The organism is Arthrobacter sp. NPDC090010, from assembly GCF_044748305.1.
Classification (GTDB): domain Bacteria; phylum Actinomycetota; class Actinomycetes; order Actinomycetales; family Micrococcaceae; genus Arthrobacter_E.
In genome coordinates this window covers 174053-186237 of the sequence record NZ_JBIVFT010000002.1, presented here as the reverse complement: position 1 = coordinate 186237, position 12185 = coordinate 174053, and the positions used below count along the sequence as shown (strand labels likewise).

Here is a 12185-nt window from a genome sequence, read left to right as displayed (position 1 = left end):
AAGGAGAAACTCCATGGACATCGACTGGGGCTCCATGGCCCTCGCAACCTTCCGGGTCCTTCTGGCGGGCCTGATCTTCGGAGCCGGGCTTCCGGCCCTCTTCGCGGTCGCTCTGCGCCTGCGCAATGACGGCGCGGCGGGCACCTCGTCCGACGGCACGGTGACCTCGGGCAGGCCGGCGCTGACCGCGGCCTCCTGGGTACTGTTCGCCGTCGTGGTGGCGATCGTGCTGATCGCGGTCCTCTGGATCACCAAGTCGAGCCTGCACCACTACTTCGGCTGGCAGCCCTTCGGAGCGTCCAAATGAGCGGTGGGCTTGCCGCGTCGGTGCTGAACTGGCTGCGGGAAGGCTACCCGGATGGCGTGCCGCCCAAGGACTACCATCCGCTCCTGGCGCTGCTGCGGAGGTCCGTCCCGGAGGATCAGTACGGCGAACTCGCCGCACGTCTGGAGCAGGAGTGCCGGCAGTCCCCGGGGGAAGGCTCTGAAGGTACGACGGCGGAGCCTGCCGAAGCGGACGTTCGTCTCGTCGCGTCGCGACTCGCCCTGGCAGGTTGGCCGCTCGGGCGTCTGGAGGAGGTCGCGGAGCCGGCACCGGAGGAACGTCCCGGGTTGCTGAGCCGGATCGTCTCCTGGCTCCGCGCCGGTTACCCCCAGGGGGTCCCGGCCACCGACTACGTCCCGCTCCTGGCACTGTTGCGGCGGCGTCTGAGCGAGGAGGAGGCCGCCGGGATCGCGGCCGAACTGATCGCCGACGGCGAGATCCGTCCGGACGGAACCCGCGCGCCCATCGCCAGGCTCGACGCTCAGGTGCTGATCTCCAAGGTCCTGCATGACCTTCCCGCTGACGAGGACGTTCAGCGAGTGGGGGAGCGGCTCAAGGGCAACGGGTGGCCTCTGGACGATTGAAACCGACGGCCCGGACCGCCGGGCATGAGCGGGAGGGCCGGGCACCCACGAGGTGCCCGGCCCTCCCGCCGATGGCTCACTTGCCCATGCCGGCCGTCATGCCGTCGATGATCCGGCGCCCGACCCAGAGGTAGAGCACCACCATCGGGTAGACCAGAATGACGATCCCCGCGAAGAGCCCTCCCCAGTCCGAGCTGTACTGCATCGCCGAATACAGGTTCAGCAGGGCGACCGGCAAGGTGCGCTGCTCCGGATCGGAGACGATCAGCATCACCAGCAGTGCCGAATTCCACAGGCCGATGATGTTCAGTACCAGCACCGTGGTCAGGCCCGGGCGGGCCAGCGGCAGAACGATCCGGCGGAACAGCGTGACCGGCCCGGCCCCATCCACCTCGGCAGCCTCCTCCACCTCCCGCGGGAGGGAGCGGAAGAAACCGGTGAGGACGAACACCGCGAAGGGCAGCGAGAAGATCACCTCGAACACCATCAGGGTGATGCGGTCATCCCACCAGCCCGTGACCCAGTCCACCATGAAGGTGCTGACGCCCAGTTTGGCCACCACGATCGGGACGGCGAGCGTCTGCAACGGAATGGAGAGTCCGATGGCGAAGTAGGCGGTCAGCGGTCCCGCCACTTTTCTGCTGGAGCGCGCCAGAACATACGCCGCCGGTGCCGAGATCGCCACGATGAGCAACGCTCCGACACCGGTGATCACGATGCTGTTCAACGCTGCCGAGGCGAACTGTCCCAGCTGCCACACCGTGCCGTAGTTCTGCCACTGGGGATCCGCGGGCAGCCCGAACGGGTTCTGCAGGATCTCCCCGGAGGTCTTCAGCGACTGCAAGCCGATCCAGAGCACCAGCACGATGTTGAAGGCCACCCAGAGCCACAGCGCACCCACCGTGAACGAGGGCACGAACACATTGCCGCAGAAGCGGCCGATCCTTCTCAGCGCGACCGTCATGCCAGTTCCACCTGTTCACGTGCCGTGATCTTGCGGACCAGGACGATCAGCACGATGGTCAGCAGGGTGACGACCACACCCATGGCAGCCCCTGCGCCGAGGTCCGGTACACCGCCGCTGACCACGACCGAGTTGTACTGTTGCACCGCCACGGTCCGGGCCTGCAGGGGAGGGACGCCGACCGCGCCGCCTGTGGTGAAGGCGATGACGATCTCGAAGGTCTTCAAGCTGTTGACCACCCAGAGCACGGAAGCCACCGCGAAGACGTCCCAGGACAGCGGGAGCGTGATGAAGCGGAACTGCTGCCACTTGGACGCGCCGCACAGGACCGCCGATTCGTACAACGTCTCCGGGATCGCGTCCATGGCGGAGAGCATGAGCGCGATGTAGAGACCGGAAGCGGACCAGACGACGCCGGCGATGATGCATGCGAAGACCGTGTCGGGGCCGAGAAAACCGATCGGTGCGAAGCCGAGGAAGCCGAGCAGCCGGTTCACCACGCCGTCGGGGTTGAGCAGGAAGCCGATGGCGGCACCGACCGCGATGGGGGAGATGATGACCGGCAGGAACACCACGGAGCGGATGAACGAGCGGCCTTTGAGCTGCCGCAGCACCATCATGCTCAGGAACGTCACCCCGAAGACCAAGGCGCCGCTGACCACGGCCAGCACGAGCGTATTGACGAAGGAACGCAGAAAGGCCTCATTGCCCATCAACGAGAGGTAGTTCTGAAATCCCCTCCAGGACATCTCGGAACCTGGCCCGGCCCACTTGGTGAGGCTGACCCAGAGGCCGAAGAAGGAGGGCAGCACGAACAGCAGGGTGTAGAGGACCAGCGCCGGGGCCAGGAAGGACCAGAAGACCCGCTCCCGTGACGATTTCAAGGGCTTCTTGCCGGGCGCCGCCGAGGCGGCCCGGACCGGCCGGACCGCCTCGGCTTCGATCAGCTGACTCATTTCTGGCCGGCCGTGATCTGGGCCGACTTCTGCTTGCCCTGCTGGACGAACTGCTCGGCGCTGATCTTGCCCTGCAGGAGCTGATCGTCCAGCGGCAGGAACATGTCGTTCCACCAGGCCTTGTTGCCCGCGGCGGTGTCATAGGTCAGGTGTACGTCCTTGGCGTCGGCCAGGGCCTTCTGGGCATCGGCGAGCGGCTTGGGAGCCGCGACGTCGCTGCGGGCCGGGATGTTGTTGGCCTGCGCCGCGATCTGCTCCTGGTACTTGGACTGCTCGAAGAAGGCCAGGAATTTCTTCGCGACCTCCTGATTCTTCCCCTTGGCATTGACACCGAGGCCCAGGGCACCGGCCTCCACCGACTCCTTGCCGCCCACGGGCAATTGGAAGGAACGGATCTCCGCGGTCTTCGGGGTGGACGGGGAGACCTCACTGGCCAGCCAGGTTCCATTGATGTTCAGATCGCACTTGCCCTGAATCCAGTCGTTCTGGGCCGCCGGATACTTGGTGGCGATGAAGTTGGACTGGAAGTAACCCCCCTTGGCCAGCTGTTCGACCTTCTTGGCGGCGTCCAGGACTTCAGGTTTGTCCCAGGAGTCGGCGTTCTTCTGCAGATCGAGCAGGCTGCCGGAGCCATTGGCGTTCACCAGGGCTGAGTACAGCCAGTACACGTTGTAGAAAGGGACGGTGCCGTCCTGACAGATGGGGGTCCGTCCGGCCGCCTTGGCCTTGTCCAGGTAGGAGATGAAGGCGTCCCAGTCGCGCGGGGGATTGGATGCGAGCTCGGGGTGCTTTGCCGCGTCGAACCAGACGGCGGTCGAAATGGCGGTGTGCGGGAGGAATCCGAGGCCTTTGTCGTCGGAGGCCGCCTTCTGGAGGGATACGGGAATCACGTCGGCGACGGTCTTGCCGTTCTCTCCGGGGACCTCCATTTTCAGGACATCGTCCACGGGGGCGGCGAGGTTCTGGGCGCGCCAGGCCGGCAGATTGTCGGAGCCGGCATCGAAGAGGTCCGGCCCCTTGCCTGCGGCCATTTCGGTGGTGAGGGCGTCGCCGCCGGTACGCCCGACGAACTTGACGTCCACCGTGAGGCCTTCCTTGGCGGCGAACTCGTCCAAGGCGCTCTTGAGGATCTTGGCCTGTGGCTCGTCCGCGCTCCAGATGGAACGGTAGCTGAGCGTCGTGTTGCTGGCCGCGGCGGGGCTGTTCTTCTGACCGCAGGCGGCCAGCCCGGTCGCCAGGGTGCCGACGACGACGGCGGCGGTGAGGACCCGCACTGTCTGCTTGATCATGCGTTGGACTCCGATTCTTCCTGTTTCGTCATTGAAGGGATGGTGATCACGGTTCCGTGCTGCCGGGCGCGTTCCGCGGCCCAGACCACTCGGTGGGTGTTGAGGCTGTCCCGGCCGCTGGTGAGGATGCGGCCGGGATCGGTGTGCCGGATGGCGTCGAAGAAGGCGTCGGCGAGAGCAGCATCGGCTCCGCCATGCCCTCCTGCCATGGAGGCATCGGCGCCCTCGCCGGTGTCGACCTCGGTCACGGTGTCGGTCACGAAGTCGTGGATCCACAGGCGCTCGCCGTCCCCTTCGATCGAACCGCGGGTTCCGAAGATGCGTGTCTTGCGGTGTTCAAGCGCCGCGAAGGCGGTGACGGTGATGGAGGCCGTGGCGCCGCCGTCGAACTCGAGCGAGACGGTCTGGGTGTCGACGACGTCGTTGTCGCAGGCATAGACGCATCGGCCGTACGGACCGGTGCGGAGCGCGTGCTCGACGCCTTCGGGGGTGGCATCCCGTGTGACGGCGCCCAGCGGCCAGAACTCCTTCTCGGAATCGCCGAGGCAGCCGAGGTACAGCCGTTTGGCCGAATACGGGCAGACGGCTTGCAGAGGACAATCCCAGCAGCGGTCCGCGGCGCCCTCGGGGCGGGACTCCGGGCGGAAGTGCGTCAGTGCACCGAACGAGGACACGCGACGGGGGAGGCCGCCCATCATGTAGGCAACCCAGTCGACGTCGTGGCAAGCTTTGGCCAGGAGGAACGAGGTGGACTCGGACTCCTTGCGCCAGTTCCCCCGGACGAAGGAGTGAGCGTGATGCCACCAGCCCACCTGTTCCAGGTGCTGGATGTTGATGATCTCGCCGATCGTGCCCTGGCGGAGGATCTCCCGGAGCCGTTGGGTGTAGGGCGAATAGCGCATCACATGGCAGACGGCCAGGATCACGTCATGGGCCTCCGCCGCCTCGACGATGCGGGTGGCCTCCTCTTCCGTAGGAGCGATGGGCTTCTCCAGCAGGAGGTGGTAGCCCCGTGCGGCTGCGACCAGCGCGGGCTCCAGATGCTGGCGGTCCTGCGTCCCGATGATGACGGCGTCGGCCAGCCGTTCTTCGGCGAGCAGCTCCCGCCAGTCATGGAAGACGTTCTCCTCCGGGATGCCGTGCTCCCGTCTGAAGAGTTCCCGGCGTTCATCGTCCGGCTCCGCGACGGCCACGATCCGTGCGGAACCGGTGCTCAGAGCACGCCGGGCGTAGACCGTGCTGCGGAGCCCTGCTCCCAGGACGGCCACTGTTGGACTTGCAGAGTGCACTCGTACCCCTGACTATGGATAGAAATTAAAAGAAGTTTCTTTAATCTGAGGCTCCGGGGGCGGGGCTGTCAAGAGCCGGCGAAGGAGTGAACATGGAATTGCGTCGAGGAGACACCACGAGACTCAGACGGCAGAATGCCGTGCTGACCATGAGACTGTTGCGCGAGCACGGAGCCATGGGTCTCACGGACCTGGCCGCTCAGAGCGGTCTCTCCCGCCCCACGGTGGAGGGGATCGTGGACGACTTCCTGGGGTCCGGGTGGCTGGCGGCCAAGGAGCCGGAGGCCGGGCAGGTGGGCAGGCCTCGACGCCTGGTGGAGTTCCGGGCGTCATCCGGCTACATCATGGGAGTGGACATCGGCTCGGTCACGGTGCGAGCGGTGGTGGCCGATCTGTCGGGCGAAGCGGTCGGAGGGGCCTCTGGTCCCGTCGGGCCTGGCGATCCACCCGCCGCTCGGCTGGCAGCGGCCCGGCGGGTGGCCGCCCATGCGGTAAAGGACGCGGGACTCGGTCCGGAAGCGTTGTCCGCCGTCTGCATCGCGACCACGGGAACGGTCAGTCCTCGTGGTGTGGTGACCCACTCCGTGGCGCTCCCCGGGTGGGCCGGAACGGACCTGGCGGGCGAGTGGGGTGCGGTGTACGACTGCCCTGTCGTGGTGGAGAACGACTGCAACCTCGCCGCCATGGCCGAGGCGTGGCAGGGGGTGGCGGCGGGATTCAGCGAAGTGGCCTATATCCATTGCGGCATGCGCACGGGAGCGGGTCTGTTCATCAATGGACGCCTTTACCGGGGCGCCCGAGGCCTCTCGGGAGAGATCGGCGCATTGCCTCTGGTGGGCTGGCATCGCGCGCCGGAACGACTGGCCGCCTTCTCCGGACTGGAGCCGGGGATGCCCGGCGAAGCCGTGGCGGCGACCGTATTCGAGGCGGCGAAAGGCGGGAATGTCGAGGCGCGCTGGGCGGTCGAACGGTACGCGAGTGACCTCGCTGAAGGCATTGCGGCGCTGGTCCTCACGCTGGATCCCGAGCTTGTCGTGCTGGGAGGTGGTGTCTCGCGTTCAGGGGACATCCTGCTGGAACCGCTCGCGCGCTACCTCGAGCCGTTGTGCATCGAAGCGCCCAGCCTGAGCCTGTCGGCCCTGGGGGAGCGGGCCGTGGTCGCCGGGGCGGTGAGGCACGCGCTGAACCTCGTCGAGGAGCAGCTGTACGACGTCGACCGGGCGCTCCCGGACCCTCTGCCGCTCTGAGACGAAATCCATCGACGAACCCTTGACGGAGGCCCGGGCCGCCTGTACTTAATTAAAACTCCTTGCATTAGTACCTCGATGAGGAGTGCCATGAAGCGACGGATCAGTACCATCGGCGTCGTCCTTGCCAGCAGCGGCCTGCTTCTGACGACCGGGCTCGGCCCGGCGTCAGCCCGGACGCTGACGGCCGGAGACGGACCGGCCGGACCGCAGGCGGCGAGCGCCGCGACCTACTATGTCGACCCCACCGGAAGCGACGCCGCAGACGGCCTGTCGCCTGGGACGGCGTGGAAGAGCCTGAGCAAGGTTTCGGCTCAGACTCTCAATCCCGGGGATCACGTGTTGTTCAAGGCCGGGGGGCAGTGGAGCGGCCAGCTCGCGACCCGAGGCTCCGGCACCGAAGCGGCGCCCATCGTCGTCGGGAGCTACGGGAGTGGAGTCAAGCCCCGCCTCGACGGCGGCGGCGTCGTCGACGCGACGGTGAAGGTAGCCAATCAGCACGACATCACCGTCAGCGGACTGGAGGTGACCAACACCGGCTCAGGGGTCACGCCGCGGATCGGCATTCAGGTCACCGCCGGCGATTACGGCCCCGTGGACCGTGTGTCGGTGACGGGCAACTACGTCCACGACATCCAGGGCGCCACGAGCGGCAACGACAGCTCGAATCCCTCGGTGGGCGGGATCATCGTCTCGGCCCTCGGGAGCGCCACGCCCACCTACTACCGGAACCTCACGATCTCCGGCAACGAAGTGGCCAACTCCCGCTCCTACGGCATCGTCACCTGGTCCTCCTGGATGCAGCGCGAGGGCTGGAACGACCTCTGGGACTTCATGCCGGTGCCCGCGGGCGGCTACCGCGCCTGGACGCCGAGCACCGGCGTCGTGGTCAGCGGAAACACCGTGCACGACATCTCGGCCGGCGGCATCACCGTGATGCAGGCGCAGGGCGCACGGATCGATCACAACCGTGTCGACAAGACCGCTCAGAACCACGGCAACGTGGGCATCTGGTGGGCCGGGGCGGACGACACCGTGGTGGAGTACAACGAGGTTTCCGGGACGAAGTACTGGGGTCTGGCGAGTGACGGGAACGGCTTCGACGCCGATGCCTCCGTGCACCGCAGCGTCGTGCAGTACAACTACAGCCACGACAACGAGGGGGGCTTCTTCATCGCCGTCTCGACCGGCACCGGGCCCGCCGAGGCCACCATCCGTTACAACGTCAGTCAAGGCGACGGCAATCAGATCTTCGCCCTGTCCACGAACGCGAAGAACATCGACATCTACAACAACACGATCTGGACGCCATTGACCTCGTTCATCGCCAACAACCCTGATCACGCACAGTTCAGCATGGTCAAGGTCTGGAACACTTCGGTCTCCAACGTCTCCTTCCGGAACAACATCATCTACAACGGAGCCAATCTCGCCTACCGGGACTCCGATGCCGTGAGCTACGACCGCAACTTCTATCAGAGCGGGCCCATCCCCACACGGGAGCGGGCTCCGCTCAGCGGTACCGCGGGACTGAGTGCTCCGGGTGCTGCGGCCTCGATCAACCAGCTCTCCGGCTACACGCCGACGTCGGGGTCTCCGGTCGTCGGCCAGGGCCTGGACATCCCGCTCGACGGCGGCCGCGATGTCCGCGGGACACCGCTTCCGTCCGGGATGGTTGACCTGGGTGCGGTGCAGTCGGTGGCCGGGCAGGGGCTCAATGAGGCGGCCCCCACGGTCACCACGAGCTTCGGCAACGGCCAGTCGACCACGCCCGCTGCGATCGCCGACGGCAGTGATCTGACGCCGTGGGCGAGCCCATCGAGCGGGGTGCAGTTCCCGGGAACCATCACGCTGGAGTTCCCCAGCCTTCGCACCGTGAACGCGGTGGAACTGGCGACGATCTTCGGCACGGGGCAGGGCATCAAGACCTTCGATGTCCAGAGCTGGGACGGCGCCGCCTGGGTCACGCAGCTGTCCAACGCGCAGCTGAGCTGGACTGGCAGCTCCGCTCAGGTGGAACGGAAATCGGTCCAGCTGCCGGCCGCCGTGACCACGGGCAAGATCCGTCTGCTGGTCAAGGCCGCCAACCTCAGCTGGGGCAACCTGGCGGTGAGTGAGATCTCCACTCGGTGACTCTTAGGCTTGACCGGAAGGGGGCTTGAGCCCCCGGACCGGTGCCTGACAGAGTAGGCGTGGCTCCCGCCCGGGCGGGAGCCACGCTGTCGTATCCGGAAATCGCCGGCTGAATGCCCGGCGCGACGAAAGACGAGAAGATGTCCGCAGTGAAGAAGCAGCACGTCCTGGTGATCGGCGTCGACGGCTGCCGCTACGACAGCCTGGTGGCCGCTGACACCCCTGTTCTTGACGCCCTGGCGTCCCGGGGATTCCTGGCCCCGGTCCGGGTCGATGAGCGTAACCCGACGATCTCGGGCCCTGTCTGGTCCACTGTGGCCAGTGGGGTCTATTCGGACCGGCACTTGATCCGGGACAATCGGCTGGAAGGACACCGATTGGACCGCTATCCGGACTTCCTGAGCAGGGTCCGCGAACTGGTTCCCGGAGCGAGCACCTTCGCGGCGGCCGCCTGGGGCCCTCTCGTCACCCCTGCGGCCGGCGGGCCCGTCTTCGCGCCCGGAGGCTACCGCCCGGCGTTCCCCGCCGATTCGGAGGACGGGGAGCTGGACACCATCGCGCTCATGGACGAGGCGGTCACGTCACGGGTGGCGCGACGTCTGCTCCGCGATGCTCCCACTGTGACGTTCGCCTACCTTCTGCTGGTGGACATGGTGGGCCATCACGAAGGCGTGACCCCGCGATATCGCGCCGCCATCGAGGGCTGTGACGAGCAGATCGGGGTGATGCTGGCCGCGATCGATTCCCGTCCGGGCCGTGACGAGGAGGAATGGACCGTCATCGTGGTGACCGACCACGGGCATCGGGACGCCGGGCACCACGGCGGGGACAGTGACGAGGAGCGGACGGCGTGGATCTGCGCCGCGGGCCCAGGCATCACGCGGGGTGACGGCGTCGACCACGCGGACATCCACCCTCATGTCCTGAGCGTCCTGGGGGTCGAGGTGGAGCCTTCCTGGGAGCTGGAGGGCTCCGCGATGAATTAAATGTCTGAAGTCAGACCATTGACTTAATCATGTGATTCGCGTCACGCTATCTGCATCAACCCCGTGCTCCAACGTGAGTGAGGCAGAGTGCATGAGTGAAAAATCGACGGCGGATGACGCCCTGGATGCCGACGCGGCGGCCTTGGCCGAACTCGGCTACAAGCAAGAACTCCACCGCGGCATGTCCGCGTTCTCAAACTTCGCAGTGTCCTTCTCGATCATCTCGATCCTGGCGGGATGCATCACCTCCTACTCGATCGCCCTGAAGTCCGGTGGGCCGGCCGCCATCAACATCGGCTGGCCCCTGGTGGGAGCCTTCGTCCTCTGCGTGGCGCTCGCCATGGCCGAGGTCTGTTCCAAGTACCCGACGGCCGGCGGCCTGTACTTCTGGGCCGGCCGCCTGGCGAAACGCAACAAGCGTCAATGGGCCTGGTTCGTCGGCTGGTTCAACTTCCTCGGAGAGGTGGCGGTCACCGCGGCCATCGACTTCGGCGCGGCCACCACGATGATGGCCTTCGCCAACCTCGTGTGGGGCGTCGAACCCTCGGCGGGAAGCACGTTCCTGCTCTTCGTGGTGATCATCGTGATCCACGGTCTGCTCAACACCTTCGGAGTGACGCTCGTCAGCCTCCTGTCCAATGTCTCGGCCTGGTGGCACATCGGCGGCTCGCTCGTGATCATCGGTGCGCTGTGGATCCTGCCGACCAAGCACCAGGACGTCGCCTGGACGTTCACGGCCTGGCACAACGAGACCGGCTGGGAATTCGGCCCCTACGTCTTCCTCATGGGCCTGCTGATGGCCCAGTACACCTACACGGGCTACGACGCCTCGGCTCACGTGGCGGAGGAGACCAAGAACGCCACGCTGGCCGCGCCGCGGGGCATCGTCATGAGTGTCGTCATCTCGCTCATCGGCGGCTGGATCCTGCTCTACTCCATCACCGCCGCAATCCAGGACGGCAGCCAGGAAGGACTCGCGGCACTCGCAGCAACCCCCACAGGCCTCCCTCCGGCCCAGATCTTCCTGGACTCCCTCAACAACCCGACCGTGGCGAAGTTCCTGCTGTTCATCGTCTGCGGCGCCCAGTTCTTCTGCGGCATGGCCTCCGTCACGGCCAACTCGCGCATGAGCTACGCATTCTCCCGCGACAACGCCATTCCCGGTTCCCGGCTCTGGTCCCAGGTGAACCCGCGGACCGGAACCCCCACCAACTCGATCTGGCTGTGCGTCGGTCTCTCCGTTCTGCTGACGATTCCCGCACTGTTCAACACCACCGCATACCTGGCGGTGACGTCCATCGCCGTGATCGGCCTGTACATCGCATACGTCACCCCGGTCTTCCTGCGCCGGCTGGACAAGAACTTCGTGCCGGGCCGCTGGAACCTGGGCCGCTGGAGCACCGTGATCGGCTGGATCGCCGTGGTGTGGGTGGTCTTCATCATCATCCTGTTCATCCTCCCGCCGGTCACCCCGATCACGGTGGACACCTTCAACTACGCACCGATCGCCGTCGTCGTGGTCCTTCTGATCGCCACGGCGCTCTGGTTCACCAACGGTCGCAAACACTTCATGACGCAAGAGGAGGAGAGCCATCTGACGCTGAAAGCCGAAGAACTTCTGGAAGAGTAAGCGCCAATACGCGGTGGAAGGAGCCTGCGATGGAGAACGAATCCCCCCTGGTGGACGCAGTCTTGCGTCCCGTCCGAGGGCACATGGCCTTCGAGTCGTGTGTGGAACAGCTCGGCTCCGCCATCAGGCTGGGGGTCCTCCGTCCGGGCAACCGGCTCCCCAACGAACGGGACCTCGCGGAGCGCATGGACGTCTCCCGGGCGACCCTCCGCGAAGCCATCAGCGCCCTGCGCGCCGCGGGCCTGGTCACCACCAGCCGCGGGCGCGGCGGCGGAACCATCGTCAACCCCCAGGCCGGCGAATGGACCCCTGGCCGCAGTGCGGCCACCGGGGCGGACGACGCCGATCAGGCGGGCCGCCGTCGGGATGTCGAACAGACGCTCGTGTTCCGCTCGATTCTGGAGCCGGGCGCGGCCTATCAGGCCGCGGTCATGGCGCTGGAGCCGTCCCAGGAGGCCCTCCTCAGGGACTGCCTCGCGGAGGTCGAACAGGCCGGAAACCCGAGCGACTACCGTCAGGCCGACGCCCGGCTCCACCTGTCCATCGCCACCGTGTGCGGCTCCGACGCCCTGGCCCATTCGACGAGTGTGGTTCAGACCAAGATTCATCAGTACCTGGCGGAGATCCCGTTCCTGCCAGCCAACATCAGCAACTCGGATGAGCAGCACCGCAGCATCGTCAACGCCATCCTCACGGGTGACGCCGAGAGCGCCCGCTCCATCATGCACGAACATTGCGACGCCACCGCCGCCCTCCTGAAGGGCCTCCTGAAATGAGTGAAT

Annotated in this window: 11 protein-coding genes; 7 read left to right on the top strand and 4 right to left on the bottom strand. The window is 66.4% G+C overall.

All coding sequences use genetic code 11. The features are described from left to right. Positions 1 to 13: 13 nt before the first annotated feature. Together ACIPXZ_RS03665 and ACIPXZ_RS03660 are read left to right on the top strand one after the other, a co-directional pair. Positions 14 to 307 (top strand): hypothetical protein, encoded by a 294-nt coding sequence (locus ACIPXZ_RS03665; protein WP_400590781.1) that lies wholly within the window; start codon positions 14 to 16, stop codon positions 305 to 307. Continuing rightward, positions 304 to 909, top strand: coding sequence for a DUF3349 domain-containing protein (locus tag ACIPXZ_RS03660; RefSeq protein WP_400590780.1), 606 nt, complete (start codon positions 304 to 306; stop codon positions 907 to 909). The genes ACIPXZ_RS03665 and ACIPXZ_RS03660 overlap by 4 nt, the downstream gene beginning before the upstream one ends. Before the next feature lie 76 nt (positions 910 to 985). On the opposite strand, the gene ACIPXZ_RS03655 is transcribed toward ACIPXZ_RS03660, so the two are convergent. From ACIPXZ_RS03655 to ACIPXZ_RS03640, 4 genes are read right to left on the bottom strand one after another with little or no spacing between them, the layout of a single operon-like run. Then, entirely contained in the window at positions 986 to 1873 is an 888-nt protein-coding gene (locus ACIPXZ_RS03655; protein WP_400590779.1) for a carbohydrate ABC transporter permease, read from the bottom strand. Beyond that, entirely contained in the window at positions 1870 to 2829 is a 960-nt protein-coding gene (locus ACIPXZ_RS03650) for a carbohydrate ABC transporter permease (protein ID WP_400590778.1), read from the bottom strand. The genes ACIPXZ_RS03655 and ACIPXZ_RS03650 overlap by 4 nt, the downstream gene beginning before the upstream one ends. After that, a complete protein-coding gene (locus ACIPXZ_RS03645; protein ID WP_400590777.1) occupies positions 2826 to 4118 on the bottom strand; it encodes an extracellular solute-binding protein in 1293 nt (430 codons plus the stop codon). The genes ACIPXZ_RS03650 and ACIPXZ_RS03645 overlap by 4 nt, the downstream gene beginning before the upstream one ends. Then, complete coding sequence (locus ACIPXZ_RS03640; protein WP_400590776.1) at positions 4115 to 5407, bottom strand: Gfo/Idh/MocA family protein; 1293 nt, start codon at positions 5405 to 5407, stop codon at positions 4115 to 4117. Before ACIPXZ_RS03640 ends, ACIPXZ_RS03645 begins: the two co-directional genes overlap by 4 nt. A gap of 92 nt (positions 5408 to 5499) precedes the next feature. Between ACIPXZ_RS03640 and ACIPXZ_RS03635 the strand changes: the two genes are divergently transcribed. The 5 genes from ACIPXZ_RS03635 to ACIPXZ_RS03615 all read left to right on the top strand — a co-directional run bounded on the left by ACIPXZ_RS03635 (position 5500) and on the right by ACIPXZ_RS03615 (position 12179). Next, positions 5500 to 6654 (top strand): ROK family protein, encoded by a 1155-nt coding sequence (locus ACIPXZ_RS03635; RefSeq protein ID WP_400590775.1) that lies wholly within the window; start codon positions 5500 to 5502, stop codon positions 6652 to 6654. Between the two features lie 90 nt (positions 6655 to 6744). Continuing rightward, positions 6745 to 8787 (top strand): right-handed parallel beta-helix repeat-containing protein, encoded by a 2043-nt coding sequence (locus ACIPXZ_RS03630; RefSeq protein WP_400590774.1) that lies wholly within the window; start codon positions 6745 to 6747, stop codon positions 8785 to 8787. A 140-nt stretch (positions 8788 to 8927) separates the two neighbouring features. Further along, a complete protein-coding gene (locus ACIPXZ_RS03625; RefSeq protein ID WP_400590773.1) occupies positions 8928 to 9773 on the top strand; it encodes an alkaline phosphatase family protein in 846 nt (281 codons plus the stop codon). Between the two features lie 91 nt (positions 9774 to 9864). Further along, positions 9865 to 11403: an amino acid permease gene (locus ACIPXZ_RS03620; protein ID WP_400590772.1), complete on the top strand. Its 1539-nt coding sequence runs from the start codon at positions 9865 to 9867 to the stop codon at positions 11401 to 11403. A gap of 29 nt (positions 11404 to 11432) precedes the next feature. Continuing rightward, positions 11433 to 12179, top strand: a complete 747-nt coding sequence (locus ACIPXZ_RS03615; protein WP_400590771.1) for a FadR/GntR family transcriptional regulator — start codon at positions 11433 to 11435, stop codon at positions 12177 to 12179. The last annotated feature ends 6 nt before the right edge of the window (positions 12180 to 12185 follow it).